At 64.9% G+C, this 16,139-nt stretch carries 13 protein-coding genes and 1 pseudogene; 9 read left to right on the forward strand and 5 right to left on the reverse strand.

What is annotated here, in order from left to right; genetic code table 11:
* The 4 genes from HZB53_07925 to HZB53_07940 form a co-directional block, all read right to left on the reverse strand.
* On the reverse strand, positions 1 to 2,208 hold the full coding sequence (locus tag HZB53_07925) for a tetratricopeptide repeat protein (GenBank protein MBI5877562.1): 2,208 nt from the start codon (positions 2,206 to 2,208) through the stop codon (positions 1 to 3).
* Positions 2,209 to 2,225: 17 nt separating this feature from the next.
* Positions 2,226 to 3,014, reverse strand: coding sequence for a fumarylacetoacetate hydrolase family protein (locus HZB53_07930; GenBank protein ID MBI5877563.1), 789 nt, complete (start codon positions 3,012 to 3,014; stop codon positions 2,226 to 2,228).
* Positions 3,015 to 3,018: 4 nt separating this feature from the next.
* Positions 3,019 to 3,681 carry an HD domain-containing protein gene (locus tag HZB53_07935; GenBank protein ID MBI5877564.1) on the reverse strand — a complete coding sequence of 221 codons (663 nt, stop codon included), beginning with the start codon at positions 3,679 to 3,681 and terminating at the stop codon, positions 3,019 to 3,021.
* A gap of 102 nt (positions 3,682 to 3,783) precedes the next feature.
* Positions 3,784 to 4,512: a class I SAM-dependent methyltransferase gene (locus tag HZB53_07940; protein ID MBI5877565.1), complete on the reverse strand. Its 729-nt coding sequence runs from the start codon at positions 4,510 to 4,512 to the stop codon at positions 3,784 to 3,786.
* Between the two features lie 585 nt (positions 4,513 to 5,097).
* On the opposite strand from HZB53_07940, the gene HZB53_07945 reads away from it, so the two are divergent.
* The 3 genes from HZB53_07945 (at position 5,098) to moaC (ending at position 6,995) form a co-directional block, all read left to right on the forward strand.
* A complete protein-coding gene (locus tag HZB53_07945; protein ID MBI5877566.1) occupies positions 5,098 to 5,730 on the forward strand; it encodes a deoxynucleoside kinase in 633 nt (210 codons plus the stop codon).
* A gap of 126 nt (positions 5,731 to 5,856) precedes the next feature.
* Positions 5,857 to 6,495, forward strand: coding sequence for a deoxynucleoside kinase (locus tag HZB53_07950; protein MBI5877567.1), 639 nt, complete (start codon positions 5,857 to 5,859; stop codon positions 6,493 to 6,495).
* Between the two features lie 11 nt (positions 6,496 to 6,506).
* Positions 6,507 to 6,995 carry a cyclic pyranopterin monophosphate synthase MoaC gene (gene moaC / locus HZB53_07955; protein MBI5877568.1) on the forward strand — a complete coding sequence of 163 codons (489 nt, stop codon included), beginning with the start codon at positions 6,507 to 6,509 and terminating at the stop codon, positions 6,993 to 6,995.
* On the opposite strand, the gene HZB53_07960 is transcribed toward moaC, so the two are convergent.
* Positions 6,982 to 8,247, reverse strand: a complete 1,266-nt coding sequence (locus HZB53_07960) for an MFS transporter (protein MBI5877569.1) — start codon at positions 8,245 to 8,247, stop codon at positions 6,982 to 6,984. The two genes, moaC and HZB53_07960, sit on opposite strands and share 14 nt — an antisense overlap.
* Positions 8,248 to 9,080: 833 nt before the next feature.
* On the opposite strand from HZB53_07960, the gene HZB53_07965 reads away from it, so the two are divergent.
* The 6 genes and pseudogenes from HZB53_07965 (at position 9,081) to HZB53_07990 (ending at position 16,081) form a co-directional block, all read left to right on the forward strand.
* The gene (locus HZB53_07965) at positions 9,081 to 10,319 is read left to right on the forward strand and encodes a M20 family metallopeptidase (protein ID MBI5877570.1); all 1,239 of its coding nucleotides are present in this window, start codon (positions 9,081 to 9,083) and stop codon (positions 10,317 to 10,319) included.
* A 52-nt stretch (positions 10,320 to 10,371) separates the two neighbouring features.
* Complete coding sequence (locus HZB53_07970; protein MBI5877571.1) at positions 10,372 to 11,463, forward strand: pyridoxal-phosphate dependent enzyme; 1,092 nt, start codon at positions 10,372 to 10,374, stop codon at positions 11,461 to 11,463.
* A gap of 73 nt (positions 11,464 to 11,536) precedes the next feature.
* Positions 11,537 to 12,586 carry a selenide, water dikinase SelD gene (gene selD / locus HZB53_07975; protein MBI5877572.1) on the forward strand — a complete coding sequence of 350 codons (1,050 nt, stop codon included), beginning with the start codon at positions 11,537 to 11,539 and terminating at the stop codon, positions 12,584 to 12,586.
* Between the two features lie 93 nt (positions 12,587 to 12,679).
* Positions 12,680 to 13,945, forward strand: coding sequence for a beta-ketoacyl-ACP synthase II (gene fabF, locus HZB53_07980; protein MBI5877573.1), 1,266 nt, complete (start codon positions 12,680 to 12,682; stop codon positions 13,943 to 13,945).
* Between the two features lie 435 nt (positions 13,946 to 14,380).
* Positions 14,381 to 15,079, forward strand: a complete 699-nt coding sequence (rnc, locus tag HZB53_07985; protein ID MBI5877574.1) for a ribonuclease III — start codon at positions 14,381 to 14,383, stop codon at positions 15,077 to 15,079.
* Positions 15,076 to 16,081 (forward strand): annotated as a pseudogene (locus HZB53_07990) (SDR family oxidoreductase). Before rnc ends, HZB53_07990 begins: the two are co-directional and overlap by 4 nt.
* Positions 16,082 to 16,139 lie beyond the last annotated feature (58 nt).

Here is a 16,139-nt window from a genome sequence, read left to right on the forward strand (position 1 = left end):
TCAGGCGCCGGCCCGTAATTGCGCCAGCAGTTTCTGGTACTCTTCGACCTTCGCCGGCTTGAGCGCGATGATGCGCTCGATGGTCAGGATCGCGTCGGTCGTCTGGTGGTTCAGCAACTGCGCCTCGCCCAGCGTGTCCAGCTCGCCAATCGCCTGCTCGGTGCGTCCGGCGCGAATCAGCAGGTCGATCAGGAAGTTCTTGAGCGCCGTGCTGCGCGGGCGCATGGACGCCATGTCCGCGACCATCGGGATCAGCTTGGCCGAATCGCCGCGCTTGTCATAGAGCGAAATCAGGTGCGCAAGCTCGTTCTCGGTTTCCGGCGCGCGGCCCAGTTTGAAGTACAGGTCGACCAGGCGCAGGCTCGCCTTGTCGTCGTCGGGCACCAGTCGACGCACCTGCATGTAGACCTGCAGCGCGTCCTTCCACGTCGCCTTCTGCATGAAGATATCGCCGATCATGTGCAGCGCGGTCACGGTCCAGCGATCGTTGACGCCGGCGCGCGCCACCAGCCGCAGGCCGGCCTCGTACGCCTTCTGCGCGCGATCGAGCTGCGCCAGACGCATGAACACGTCGCCGAGCGCCAGGTACTGGTCAATCGCGGGCGCGATGTCGCCGCGCGCCACCAGCACGTCGATCAGATGCTGGCGGACGTTGTCGTTGTCCGGCGCGTACGTCAGCACGCGCCCGTACGTGGCCGCCACCTGATCGCTGTCGCCGCGCGCCTGCTGCACCGCCGCGATCGCCATGTACTTCGCAATCGCGTCGTCCACCCGGTGCTGCTGCGCGAAGATCTCGGCCAGGCGCGCGTGCAGCGGCAGGAAGAACGGCGCAACCGCCAGCGCGTAGTAGCATTCGTCGGATGCGGCGGTCGGCTTGTCCAGCAGTTGATACTCGCGGCTGCTGTGCAACGCGCCGACCACGCGCTCGGCGCTGCCGGTGCCCACCGCCTCGGCCAGGCTGATCCAGCTATCCGGCGTGCTGGCCGCATCCAGTTGCTGGCGCAGGCCATCCACCCGCTCGCGCCAGTTCGGCACGGTGATGAATTCGGTGAGCGCATCGGCAAACTCGATGAGCTGCGTGGAGCCTTCACGCTGCCGCGCGACCGAGACGTACACATCGCTGACTGTCGCAATCAGCGCCGGCGACACCATCTCTTCATCCAGCAGCCGGTACGCGGCCAGCACATGCCGGAGCGCCTCCGGCATATCGCGGCGCGCGCGGCTGCATTGACCCAGCGCGAAATGGCTCGCCAGGTCATAGCCGGGCGTCTCGGTGGTGCGCTGAAATTCGGCTACGGCTTCGTCCAGCCGCAGCGTATCCAGGCACAACATGCCGATCGCGAAGTGGATGTCGGGCTCGTCGTAACCGGCGGCCAGTGCGCGGCGGTAACCGTTTATCGCTTCGTCCTGGCGGCCGCGCACGTGCAGGTCCATCGCGTTGGCCAGCAGCGGGCCGATTGCGTTCGACGCGCCCGGCGCCGGCGCTGCCGCTTCAAAGACGGAGTCCGCCAGGCGCGACAACGCCCGGCGGGCCGCTTCGAGCACCGGCCCGCCCTCGTCCGACGTCGCCGCCGGCGGCTCGATCATGGTATGACCGCTGGCGTCGGCGAGCGGCGGCTCAACCTGTTGCAGGGTGCCAATGATCGCGCGCGCATCCGAATTGCGCGGGTCGAGCGCCAGCGCCTTGCGCGCCTGTTCGGTCGCCTCGGCGGTGCGGCCAAATTCGTGCAGCATCTTCGCCAGCGTGGCCCATTCCTGTGCGGACTCCACGCTGCGGCCCAGCCGTTCGAACAACTCGGCCAGCCGCCGGCGCGACTCCAGGTGCAACGGCTGGATGCGCAGGATCGCCCGCCAGGGCGCCGCGGCCCGCAGCGGATCCGGGCCGCGCTCCAGGATTGTCGCAATCTGCAATTGCGCCACCAGCGCATTCTCACTGTCGCCCAGCCGTTCATAGACCTCGGCCAGCCGCTGCTGAATGCTAATGTCATCGGGCAGGAGTTCCGAGGCCCGGCGAAAGACGTCCTTGGCGTCCGCCAGGCGCTTCAACTCGATCAGTGCAGCGCCCAGGCTCGTCCACACGAGCGCGTCCGTGTCGAATTCGGCCAGCGCGCGGCGATATTCCACGACAGCCTGCGACCACTTGTGGTCCCACGCGAGATTGTGCGCTTTGCGCAGCGCCTCTTGAAAAACGACCTGGTTGCCGGGCATAGGAGTGGCGGACCGTGTTAGTTGTCGGCGACGACCGGGTTGCGCAGCGTGCCGATGCCTTCAATGTCGATCTCGACGACGTCGCCGGGCTTGAGCGCCGACACGCCGCTCGGTGTGCCGGTCAGGATCACGTCGCCCGGCTCCAGCGTCATCGCCTGGCTGATGAACGCAATTAACTGCGGGATCTTGAAAAGCAGGTCGCTGGTGCGGCTGGCCTGCTTCACGGCACCGTTCAGCCGCGCCGTAATGCGCAAGTCGGACGCGTCCAGCCCGGTGACGACCCACGGTCCGAGCGGCGCAAAGGTGTCGAAGCCTTTGCCGCGCATCCACTGGCCGTCGTCGCCCAGCCCGCGCGCCGAGACGTCGTTGGCGCACAGGTAGCCGAAGACATGCGCGAGCGCGTCGGCCTCGGCGATCTTGCGGCCGCGCCTACCGATGACCAGCGCCAGCTCGGCCTCGTGCTCGACCAGTTCGGCGCGGCCGCTCGGGTAGACGATGTTGGCGCCCGGGCCAATGATCGCCGAGTTCGGCTTCAGGAAGAAGGTCGGGTTGAGCGGGCGCGGCGGCAGGTTCGACGGGCCGCGCGCGGCCATCTCGTCGATGTGCTTCATGTAGTTGCGCCCGACGGCCAGCAGTTTGGTCGGCGCCACCGGCGCCAGCAGGTGCACGCCGGACAGCGCACCAACGCGCGCGCCGGGGCGGGCGGATGGTTCCAGAATCGGGCTGCCGGACAGCGCGAACACGTCGTCGCCTTCGACGACGCCCCAGCGCGTTTCTCCGGCAGCGGCATAGCGAATGATTTTCATAGCGTTAATATACCCGGGTGCCGTTGACGATCAAATAGTACTCGCACCCCAGGAATTTGGCCGCGCGGCGCGCGATGACGAGGCGGCTCAGGTAGATTTCGAAGAAGTCGCCGACTTTGGACACATCCGTGTCGATATCGATCTCCATCGCGATCTGTTTCTTGTCGGCGTCCACGCGCACGAACGAGCGCGCCGAGGCGTTGTTCACCAGGTCGTGTATGTCGTACGTCTCGGGGTGCGGGTTCTGCACGCGGCTCTTGTGCACGTCGGCCTTGTCGGCGATGATCACCGCCGCCGAGATCGGGCCGACCGGTTCGCCGCGCTCTTCCTCGTGGTTGCCGATCGCCCCCAGGATGACAGCGATTTCGTCATACGGCATGCCGAGCCGGTCGAGCACCTGCATGGCGATGAACGAACTGGACAGCGCGTGGCTTTCGCGGTGGATGACGTTGCCCGCATCATGCAAATACCCGGCAAGTTCGGCCAACTGCGCCAGCCGCTCCGGGTAGCCCAGCCGGATCAGGATATTGTAGCTGATGTTGCCGACCAGCGATGCGTGGCGATGGCCGTGCTCGGTGTACCCCAGCAAGCGCATCTGCTCGTTGGCCCGCTGCAGGAATGCAATGACTTGGGGATCCTTCTTAAGATCATCGATCGTCACCGGCATGGCGCGCTCGCTCACAACCACCGGCGGCGCGCCGATCTTCAAATCTTTCATAACGTCCTTCCCAACCGGCAGAGCCGGACACGGCATCGTGGCCGCCCCCGCTTAACTGTGTATAGTACCGCTTCCTGATTTTGTGGCCGCCGGCTTGCGCGCCCAGATCAGATCGTAATACGTCAGCCACTGATTGGTGGTGATGGCCGCAAGGTCCAGCGATGCCAGCAGCGCTTCGAACTGCGCGACCGAGTACGACCGGCCGGGAAAGGCCAGCCGATCCGCGCCGCAGCGATTGGTCACGACGAGCATGCCGCCCGGTTTGAGCGCACGCACCATCTCGCCCAGCGCCTGCCGCATATCCGGCAGGAACTCCAGCGCCTCGATGCACGTCACTGCATCGCATGCGCCGCCGGCTACGGGCAACTGCCGCGCATCGTTCTCCAGCAGATCGAGCGACTCCGCGAAGAACACGGTTTTGGCGGCCGCCACCTCCAGCATGGCGCGTGACGAATCGAGCCCGATAACGCGCCCTTTGAAATCCAGGTGGCGAAACAGCGTCAACGGCAGGCGGCCGGTGCCGGTGGCCACATCCAGCACGAGCGCATCGTCCTGCCCGGCCAGCAGTTCCGCCAGCGGCGCGCCAAGATGCCGGTCGTCCGCCTCGTCGTCGAACTCCTTGATCTCGTCGTACTCATGCGCGCTGCGGTCATATAGCCAGCGCACGACGCCCGGCCCCAGGTAGACGCCTTCCGTCTGGATAAACAGCCACCAGCCAAGTGCGACCACCACCGCAATCGCGGCAACGGCCGGCACAAGTAAAGTGGTAAGGTCCGCCACGGGCTAAGCGCCCAGCCGAGCACAATGCATAATGTCGTGCTACAAATTATAGCACACGGGCGCGGGCGACGCGACAACCGGCAGGATGTAACCGGAAAACCATCGAAGAGCATGGCCCCGGCGGCGGGCAGCCAGTCCGTCATTCCGGCACGATTTTGGCCGGAATCCACTTAAGGTGTGATGGTGGTCACGATGAAAGTGGAAGCCGGCTAACTACAGGCCGGCATGACGGACTTGCGACCTGCAACAGTCTGGCGATATATCCCAACCAGCCATAGCGTTTGACCAGCAATTCTCATTTTGGAGTCTGGCCACCAAGCTGCCCCCTCATCCCCTGGCCCCTTCTCCCCCGCGTTGCGGGGGAGAAGGGGAAAAGTGAATGGGGAGGGCAGCATTACTTACTCGTCGAATCGGTTTGCGTGATAAACACCTGAGCACCAGCGCATGACAAGCCGCCATTGGAAAGTACCCGTCCAATGCCAAATTGAGAATTGCTGAGCGTTTGACATTTCGCGGCGTCGCAGGCAAGATAGCGGGCAGACGCGCCGGTCACGTCGCGGCGCGCAGACTTACCCGGAGCATTCCATGGGCAATTTTTTCATCGCCGTCGAGGGCGTCATCGGCGTCGGCAAGACAACCCTGGCGCGTATGCTGCTGGCGCCGTTCACGGCCGAACCGATACTCGAAGTTGTCGAGGAAAACCCGTTCCTGTCGGATTTCTACCATGACCGGGCTAAGTATGCCTTCCAGACGCAGATTTTCTTCCTGCTCTCCCGCTATCGGCAAATGCAGGTCTCTGCGCCGGCGATCCTGTCGCGCGGCAATCTGGTCAGCGACTATATTCTGGCCAAGGATCGCATCTTCGCGCGCGCGACGCTCAACCGGGACGAACTGGATATGCACAGCCGCCTCTACCCGATCCTGGCCGAGAGCCTGCCGCCGCCCGACCTGGTGGTCTATTTGCAGGCGGACACCGATGTGCTGCTGAGCCGGATCGCGCAGCGCGACCGCCCGTTCGAGCGCGCCATGTCACGGGCGTACATCGACGGCCTGGCGGGCGCCTACGACCGGTTCTTCGCCGGCTTCGACGACGCTCCCCTGCTGACCATCAACACGAACGACCTTGACTTCGTGCGCAAGACCGAGGATTTCCAGCATGTCGTCGGCCGCATCCGGGCGCACCTCAGCATCGGCGAATTCCAACAGCAGTTGCTTTGATGCGTACAAAATAGAAATGTCACCACGGAGACACAGAGGCACAGAGAACATCATTTTTTCTCTGTGCCTCTGTGTCTCCGTGGTAGATTATAAAGCGGGCCGCTGCTGCAATGATCGAGAAATCGTATGACCAAACGGTACATCGTCATCGCGGGCAACATCGGCGTCGGCAAATCCACGCTGACGCAGTTCCTGGCCGACCGGCTCGGCTGGACGCCGTTCTTCGAGCCGTTCGAGGCCAATCCGTACCTCTCGGATTTCTACGCCGACATGCCGCGCTGGGCGTTCCAGTCGCAGATGTTCTTCCTGTCGCGCCGCCTGCGCATGCACCGGCAACTGATCACGCACCCCGGCACGGTGCTGCAGGATCGCAGCGTGTACGAGGATGCAGAGATCTTCGCCAAGAACCTGTTCCGGCAGGGGCAGATCGCCGAGCGCGATTACCGCTGCTACCGCGAACTGTACGACGTGCTGCTGGAGTTCCTGCCGGCGCCCGATCTGGTCGTGTATCTGCGCGCCGACGTAGACACACTGCTGGCGCGCATCGGGCAGCGTGGGCGGACGTACGAGCAGGACATTCCGCGCGCCTACGTGGCGCAGCTAAACACGCTGTACGAAGAATGGGCGTCCTCGTTCGCGATGTGCCCGATCCTGACCGTGCCATCGCACAACCTCGACTTCGTGAAGCACCCGGCTCACCTCGATCTGATTGTGACGAAGGTGCAGGAGAGGCTGCAGGGCAAAGAAACAGTGTCTTTCGACTGAGGGAGCGGAGCATTATGAACCTGAGCCATCTGGACGAGCAGGGCCGCGCACGCATGGTGGACGTGAGCGCGAAGAGCGACACTGAGCGCACAGCCATCGCGCGCGGCGCGATCCGCATGCAGGCCGCGACGCTGGCGCTGATCAAGCGCGGCGGCATCGAGAAGGGCGATGTGTTCGCCGTGGCACGCGTGGCGGGCATCATGGCGGCCAAGCGGACGAGCGACCTGATTCCAATGTGCCACCCGCTGATGCTGACCAGCGTCAAGATCGACTTCGACGTGCCCGACAGCGCGGAAGGCGCCGAGGCCGTGGTCGGCATCCAGGCGACGGTCAAGACGACCGGCAAGACCGGCGTCGAAATGGAGGCGTTAACCGCCCTCAGCGTCGCCGCACTGACGATCTACGACATGGCCAAGGCGGTCGATCGGGGCATGCGCATCGAGTCCGTGCGACTGGCCGAGAAGCACGGCGGCAAGAGCGGAGACGTTATCCTGGAGTGACCGCCGCGGCCTTGGCAATCCGCCTAGGGTCGTGCAGTTTGAACTGAATCACGATCGCCGTCGCCAACCCGCCGACCGCCGAGACGGCAAACGCCGCCGGGTAACCGGCGATGTCGGCCAGCGTGCCCGCCAGCAATGGGAACACGATCGTCGATGGCGCGACCAGCGTGTTCGCGAGACCGATGTACGCGGGCCGCTCGTTGTGCGTGCCGAACTCCAGCGTCATCGCAATCGCAATCGTCCAGACCGCGACGTTGGCGATGCCGGCCAGCGTGAAGACGGCGTAGAACCAGTTGATGTCCGGCGCCAGCCACGCCAGCACCGCGCTGAACGTCGCGCACAGGATGCCGATCTGCATCACGCGCTTATGGCCAAGCCGATCACTGAGCCAGCCCATCACCGCGTTCGCGCCGATCTGCGCGGCGGTAAAGACGCTGGTCATGATGCCGGCGACCAGCGGCCCCATCCCATGCTGTTTCACCGCGAAAACGGTGTAGAATGCGATGGACGTGACGGCCATCTGCGCGATCATGCGGGCGATGATGAACCAGCGGAAGTTGGCGTCGCGGCGCAGGATGGCGCCGAGTTGGCTCCAGAAGGCGCGCTGGTTGGGCGCGGCGCCCGTCGGCGGCGCGGGGCTTTCCCGAATCGACGCGAACCAGCCCCACGAAAGCGCCATCGCCACGAAACCGAGCAGAAAGCAGAGCGTGAAATTCGCGGGCGCGCCTACCCGCTCGAGAATCAGGCCGGCGGCCACGGCGGTGATGCTGGAGGCGAGGTTGACGCCGGCCGCCTGCGTGCCGAAGAATATGCCGCGCCGATCCGGCGGCACAATCTTGGCGATCAGCGACTGCCACGGCACGGCGGTCAGGCCCGCGCCAATGCTGTTCCACGTCAGCAGCGCGAACGTGATGATGAGCGCCAGCGTGTGGTCCATACCGGGCAGGAACCAGGCGACGGCCGCGAAGCCGAGCACCGGCCAGCGCTCCTGGATCGTCATGAAGAGTGCGAGCGGCTTGTAGCGGTCGCGTTTGGCGACCAGGTTGACCGTGAACAACTGCGGCAGTTGCCAGCCCATGCCGCGCATCGAGGAGATCAGCCCGATCAGCAGGGCCGAGTCGGTCATCTGACTGACGAACAGCGGCAAGATCGTCACATATGAGATAAAGCCGAGTCCCAGCCCGAAGAAGCCGCCATCGAGCACGCTGACGGAAAAGTTGTGGCGAAAGTTCTTCTGCGCTTCAGTATCCATGCCGCACCATCAGGGGCATTCAATTGTCGTAGTGCATGATAAATAAATCCGAGAAGCGGGCGCTGAGCGGCGCAATACGCCGTCGAAGCGCGCATTTACCTGCCCTTCGATAGGCTGTTCAGAAACTTCGCTGCATTCGACACCAAAGCGTCACCGGTTGTCGCCCCGGCGAAAGCCGGGGCCCAGAGGCAGCACCGCTGGATGCCGGCTTTCGCCGGCATGACGGGTTGGCAGTCCGGCGCACCAGTTTCTGTCCGCACGCACGTCGGCGCGCCGACCCGGAATTCTCGGGGCACGGTCGCAGCCATTGTCAAGAGACTTTTCAATCGCCATGCCGCACCGTGTGTGCTAAACTCACCGGGCGATTATACATCACGGGCGGCGCGGTACACAATGCGCTTGCGATCCACGAAATCACACGAATGAGCAAGTTGGTCTTTCATGCGGGCAGGGCTTTTTCAAAGTTGGATTTGCTCTCTCCCTAACCCTCGTCCGCGACGCAAAAACGGCGTCGCAGGCGCGGGAATTGATTCCTTCCCCCGTTCGCAACTGCAGTGAACAGGGGGAAGGTTAGGAAGGGGCAGTTTGGACTCCGACTATGAAATGGCCCTGTTCATTCGGGTGCATCCCAGTAAGCGTTCAGTCCAGTTGCGAATCAATAACCGCAGAGCGCGCCGAGTACGCAGAGCAAACCTGCCTAACCGGTTGGGAGCTGGATTTTGGGATTTGGGAGTTGATGTGTGGCAACCGGTTGGGATTTGGATTTTGGGATTTGATCTTATTCGTGTTCCTTCGTGTCATTTCGTGGATAATACCTCTCAAGGAGACCGCCGATGAGCCTGCTGAACAAACAGATTGAAGCCAGCGAAGCCGACATGGTCGCCTTTCTGCAGTCGCTGGTGCGCATCGCAACCGTCAACCCGCCCGGCGAGCGCTACGAGGAGTGCGCCGGCGTGCTGGACAAGCGCTTGCGCGCGCTCGGCATGACGACGCAAGTCGTGCGCGTGCCGGACGAGATCGTGGCAAAAACGTACCCGGACTCAGCCGGCTACGCGCGCTACAACGTAATCGGCCGTTGGGACGTGGGCGCGCCCAGGACACTGCACTTCAACGCGCACTATGACGTGGTGCCGGTGTCGGGCGCGTGGAAGCACGACAGCCCGTTCAACCCGGTCGTCGAGGACGGCTGGGTCTACGGGCGCGGCTCGGGCGACATGAAGGGCGCGATCGCCTCGCTGATCACCGCGCTGCAGGCGCTCAAGGCGTGTGACGTGATGCCGCACGTGAACATCGAGGTGTCGCTGACGGCCGACGAGGAAGTCGGCGGCGAACTGGGCGCAGGCTGGATCGTGCGGCAAGGGCTTGTCAAGCCGGATTACGCCATCGAGTGCGAGGGCGGCGGCAAAGACAACGCCGGCTACGGCCATAACGGCGTGCTCTGGTTCCGCAGCGAGGTGACCGGCAAGCCGGCGCACGCCTCGCAGCCGCACAAGGGCATCAATGCCTTCGAGGGCGCGGCAAGCATCGTCAACCATATGCAGCCGATCAAAAAGACGCTGACCAAGCGGGCGTTCACACAGTCCAACGGCAAGGTCATGCACCCAACGATCAACATCGGCGGTGTGTTCGGCGTCGGCGGCGGAGCCAAAGTCAACACGGTGCCCGGCCAGGCGTGGTTCACAATCGACCGTCGCATCGTGCCGAGCGAACGGCTGAAAGACGCCGAGCGCGAAGTGCTCGCCGCCTTGCGCGCGGCGAAGGCGCGCACGCCGAAGGTCAAGCTCGACGTGTCGGTCTTCCAGCGCATCGACCCGTGCGTCAGCGACCCCGACTCGGCGTTCCACCGCCAGTTTTCAGATGCGGTGCGTGCCGTGCGCGGCAAGAAGCCGAAGTGGTCGGTGGTCAGTGGCTTCACCGACTTGCACTGGTACGTGCACGACTTGAAACTGCCAGGCATCGGCTACGGGCCGGGCGGCGAAAGCGCGCACGGCATCAACGAGCGCGCCAAGATCGAAGACCTCGTCTCCACCGCCAAGGTGTACGCGCGGTTCATGGAGACGTTCAAGCCATAACCCAATGACCCTGCGGATTTTGAAAACCCGCAGGGTCTACTTTGGAAGAACTATGAACTACATCTGCTCAAATTGCCGAACAATCTATCCGGCGGGACCGCAGGCGTGGCGCTGCGCGGCGTGTGGCGCGCACCTTGAGATGGAAACGCGCGCGCCATTCAAGGCCGGCGCGATCAACCGCGACGACCACACCCTCTGGCGCTATCGCGCGATGCTGCCGGTGAGCGATGACGAGCCGATCGTCTCGCTCGGCGAAGGGATGACGCCGCTGGTGGCCGCGTCCTTTGCGGGCCATACGGTGCACTTTAAGCTGGAATACATGGCACCGACCGGGTCGTTCAAAGACCGCGGCACGACGGTGCTCGTCAGCAAGCTGAAGGGGTGGGGCGTGCAGCGCGCCGCCGACGATTCGAGCGGCAACGCGGGCGCGTCATTCGCGGCCTACGCCGCGCATGCCGGCATCGCCGCCGAAGTGTATACGCCGGCGTACGCATCGCCGGCGAAGCTGGCGCAGATCGAGATCTTCGGCGCGAAGCTGAACAAGATCGAGGGCGTGCGCGAAAAGGCGACCGAGGCGATCGAAAACGCGGTCGCCGGCGGGTTGGTCTACGCCTCACACGCCTGGTCGCCGTTAACGTACGAGGGCACCAAGACCGTCGCGTACGAGATCTGGGAGCAACTCGGCCGCCGCGCGCCGGATGTCTTCATGAGCCCGGTCGGGCAAGGCTCGCTGTTCCTGGGCGCGTATCGCGGATTCCAGGATTTGCTGGCGGCGGGACTGATTGCGAAACTTCCGCGCATGATCGGTGTTCAATCTAATGCATGTCCGCCGATCGTCGAGGCGGTGCGGCAGGGGCTCGACCGGCACGCAACCATCGACAAGCAGCCGTCGGTCGCCGAGGGCATCAGCCTCGCGCACCCGATCCGCGACCGCGACGTATTGCAAGCGATCCGCGACACGGGCGGCACGGCGATCGGCGTGGACGACAGCGAGACGCTGGCCGCGCGCGACGAACTGGCGCGCACCGGCCTGTATGTGGAGCCGACGAGCGCCGTGGTCGGCGCGGCGCTGAAGCGCGCCGGGTTGAGCGGCATTGTCGTGGCCGCGCTGTCCGGCAGCGGCCTGAAAAGCCCGCCCAAGTAGGACAGGGATCAGGGCACAGGGATCAGGGGTCAGGTTCTTGGGATTTGGTGTTTGGGATTTGGGAGTTTCTTGAGTGTCCACTGGCAAACAGATTCGACTGACACAATACGCGGCGTGCGCCGGCTGAGCGGGCAAACTGGGCCCGGCCCTGTTGGCGCAAGTTTTGCGCCCGTTAAGCGAATCGTTTAATCCGCTGCAATTTCCGAACCTGCTGGTCGGCCTGCAAACGTCCGACGACGCTGCCGTTTGGCGCCTGAACGACACGCACGCGATTGTGCAGACAGTGGACTACTTCCCGCCGATCGTGGACGTTCCATACGCCTTCGGCGCCATCGCGGCGGCGAACGCCATGAGCGACGTCTACGCCATGGGCGGCGAGGTCATCTTCGGGCTGGCCATCGCCGGCTTTCCGGCCGACTTCCCGCCTGAGGTGATAACGGAGATCTTCCGAGGCGGCGCGGAAAAGATGGCCGAGGTCGGCGCGGTCATCGCGGGCGGCCACACGGTGCAGGACGCCGAGCCAAAGTACGGCCTGTGCGTGACCGGACTCGTGCATCCCGGCCATATCGCCACCAAAGGCGGCGTGCAGGCAGGCGACGCGCTGATCCTGACCAAGAAGCTCGGCACCGGGCTGATCTCGACCGCCGCCAAGAACGGCCGCTGTGATGCCGGCGTGCTGGCGGACGCCGTGGCATCGATGGCCCGGCTCAACCGCACCGCCGCGCAGATTATGATGGAAGTCGGCGTGCACGCCGCCACGGACATCACAGGCTACGCCCTGCTGGGGCACGCCAACGAGATGGCCGAGCGGAGTGCCGCCGGGCTGCGCATCCGCGCCGAGGCGCTGCCGGTGCTGGATGGCGCGCTGGCGTGCGCCCGCGACGGCCAGGCCAGCGGTGGCACGGGCCGCAATCGCAAATACCTGGCCGACAAGGTCCGGCTGCCGGCGAACCTGTCCGGCGAAATGAACGACCTGCTGCACGACCCGCAGACCTCCGGCGGCCTGCTGATCGCGACGCCGCCGGCGCAGGCCGCGGAGATGATGCGCCGGTTTGCCACCGCCGGGCAGGATGCCTGGCTCATCGGCGAAGCGATTGAAACGCCGGGACTGGAAGTCGTCTAGCGCTTTTACAATTCCGCTGTTCTGCATTATTATTCGCCCGCACGCCGCGCCAGCGCGCGCGGCCGGGCGCCGAATACCTGATCGGGAGAAAGCATGGATTCACCACATACGCATCCGCGAGTCGTCGTGACCGGTCTCGGAGCTGTCACGCCGCTGGGTTTGAATGTTGACACGACGTGGCAGAACCTGCTGCGCGGCGTTTCCGGCGCGAGCCTGATCTCTCGCTTCGACACGACCGGCTTCGCCGTGCGCATCGCCAACGAGGTCAAGGATTTCGACCCGATGGCGTACCCGGACGTGATCGACCGCAAGGAGGCGCGCCGCTTCGACCGCATCATCCAGTTGACGCTGGTGGCGGCCGCCGAGGCAATCCGGCAGTCCGGCCTGAAAGTCACGGCCGACAACACCGATGAGATCGGCGTCGTGATCGGCACCGGCATCGGCGGACTGGGCGCGGTGCAGGAAGCGGCCGACACCCTGCACAGCAAGGGACCGATGCGCGTCTCGCCGTACACGGCCACCAACATGCTGCCGAACATGCCGGCCGGGCAGGTGGCGATCACGTTCGGATTGCGCGGCATCAACTACTGCCTGATCTCGGCCTGCGCCACCGGCTCGCACGCGATCGGCGAGGCGTTCGAGATCATCCGGCGCGGCGACGCGCAGGTCATGGTGGCCGGCGGCGCCGAGGCACCGCTGACGCCGATCGGCCTGGCGGCATTCCACCGCACCGGCGCGATGTCGACCCGCAACGACGATCCGCAGCGCGCTTCGCGCCCGTTCGACAAGGACCGCGACGGCTTCGTGATGGCGGAGGGCGCCAGCCTGCTGGTGCTCGAGAACCTCGAGTCGGCGCGCGCACGCGGCGCGACCATCCTCGCCGAGATCGTCGGCTACGGCGCGACCGACGACGCCTACCATGCCAGCGCGCCCGCCGAGGGCGGCGTGGGCGCGATCAAGTGCATGCAGCGCGCGTTGAAGAAGGCGGGACTCCAGCCCGGCGATATCGACTACATTAACGCGCACGGCACCAGCACGACGCTCAACGACAAGGGCGAGACACAGGCGATCAAGGCCGTATTTGGCGACCTGGCCTACCAGGTGCCGATCAGCTCGACCAAGTCGATGCTCGGGCACCTGCTCGGCGCGGCCGGCGCGGTCGAGGGCGTCGTCAGCGTCAAGACGATCCTTGAGGGCAAGATTCACCCGACGATCAACCTGATGACGCCGGATCCCGACTGCGACCTGAACTACACGCCAAACGGGACGATTGAGCGCAATGTCGACGTGGTGCTGTCCAACTCGTTCGGGTTCGGCGGGCACAACGCCACCGTTATCTTCAAGAAATACGCGTCCTAGCCGCAATACCGTTCAAATAGCCGACCACGGACGTTGACAACCCAGTTGTGCTTCTGACACGGAGTTGCCCTCTGCTCTGGCGCCAATTGACGCGCAGTGTTCGTAGTGGATTTTCCCACCCCCCGGCCCCCTCCCAGCTTCGCTGGGAGGGGGAGAGAGAAAAATGGGATTTGCGCGGCGGTAAAGCCGCCGCGCAAATCCCTAATCTCTTGGCCCCTTCTCCCCGCCGTGAGCGGGGAGAAGGGGTCGGGGGATGAGGGGCCATTAAAGCGTGCCAGCGTCCGGAGCTGCACGTATGTCGCCCGGATCATTTCAAGCACGGCGGCTGTCCGCAGACGGCTTATCTGAACAGGATTGGGCCTAGCCGATTGTTACGCTCATGAGACGGGCAAGCGGGCCGCGGCTCGTTTGCCCGTCTCGGCTTTTCATTTCCCCATGACGACACCCGCCGAGTTGGAAAACGGGCTCCAGTTGAACTTCCGCGACAAGTCGCTCCTAGTGCGCGCCCTGACGCACAGCTCGCATTTGAACGAAAGCGTGCAGCAGTCCGGGCTGGACAATGAGCGGCTCGAATTCCTCGGCGATGCCGTGCTCGATTTCCTGACCGGCGAGTACCTCTATCACCGCTATCCGGAAATGCCGGAGGGCGAGCTGACGAATCTGCGCTCGGCGCTGGTCAAACGCGAGACGCTCGCCCAGTTCGCGCGGGCGATCGACCTGAGCGCGTACATGCTCGTCGGCAAGGGCGAGCGCGCCGCGGGCGGACACCAGCGCTCGCCGCTGCTGGCCGGCGCGTTCGAGGCACTGGTCGGCGCATTATACCTTGACCAGGGCATCGAGGTGGCGAAGCAGTTCTGGTTCCGCTTCGCGGAGCCATACCTGGCGCAGGGGCGTCTTGATAAGGATGCCAAGAGCCAGTTGCAGGAAGCCAGCCAGGGCCGGTTCCAGGTCAAGCCGCTGTACCAGATTGTCTCGGAGAGCGGCCCCGACCATGCCAAGGAGTTTGTCATTGAGGTGCGCATCGGGGAGCGCGTGATGGGCACGGGTCGCGGCAACACGAAGCAGCGTGCCGAGCAGGAAGCGGCGCGCATGGCGCTGGCCGCGCTTGGCCGCGCCCCGTCCGGCGAGGCATGAGCCGCCCCCGCCTGCTGGTCACCGGCGCCAGCGGGTTCCTCGGCGCGGCGGTGATGCGGCTGGCGCGTGACGCATACAAAACGCTTGGCACCTACCATGCGCGCCCCTGCCCTGCCGCCGTCGCGCTCGACCTGACTGACGCCCGTGCCGTGCAGCGCGTCATTGCCGATTTTCAGCCGCAGGCCATCATCCACACCGCATACGACAAGACGCGCGCGGACGTGATCGCCGATGGCAGCACGCATGTGGCCGCAGCGGCAGCGCGCTGTGGTGCTCGTCCCGTTCACCTGTCCACTGACCCGGTATTCGACGGCAAGAAGGGCGCGTATACGGAAGACGATCCGACGGGCCCACTGATGCCATACGGCGTGGCCAAACTGGCTGCCGAACAGGCGGTCAGCGCCGCGTGCCCGCCGGCTGTGCTGGTGCGCACATCACTTATATGGACTGGACGGCAGCGATGCGCAGAGCCGACTGGTGCTGGACGGCGCAATAAGAGGGCAACCGGTGGACCTGTTCACCGACGAGTGGCGCTCGCCGATTCTATTGGACGACCTGGCCGCGGCGGTGCTCGAACTGGCCGCGCTCGACGCGCGCGGCCCGCTGCACGTGGCCGGCTGCGAGCGACTCAGCCGCTATGACTTCGGCCTGTTGCTGGCGCGATATTACGGCGCACCGACTGCTCATCTGGTAGCGGCCTCAGTGGCCGCTTCCGGACTGGTGCGTCCGCACGACTGCTCGCTCGACAGCCGCCGCGCACAGGCGCTGCTGCGCACGCGTTTGCGCGGCGCACGCGAGGTGCAGCAATTCTCAATTTGGCTTTGTACGGGTACTTTCCAATGCCGCTTGCGATGCGCTGGCTCTCAGGCGCTTGTCACGCAAGCTGGCCCGCCGAAAAAGTGGCGCTGCCCTCCCCCCGACCCCCTCCGAACTTCGTTGGGAGGGGGCGAGATTCTTAGGGGAGGTGCGCGGCGGCTGCGCCGCCGCGCACCTCCCCGTTAGCTTTTCCCCTGCTCCCCCGCGCGCGCGGGGGAGAAGGGGCAGGGGATGAGGGGGCATA

This window comes from Chloroflexota bacterium (genome assembly GCA_016235055.1).
In the GTDB taxonomy this organism is placed as follows: domain Bacteria; phylum Chloroflexota; class Anaerolineae; order JACRMK01; family JACRMK01; genus JACRMK01.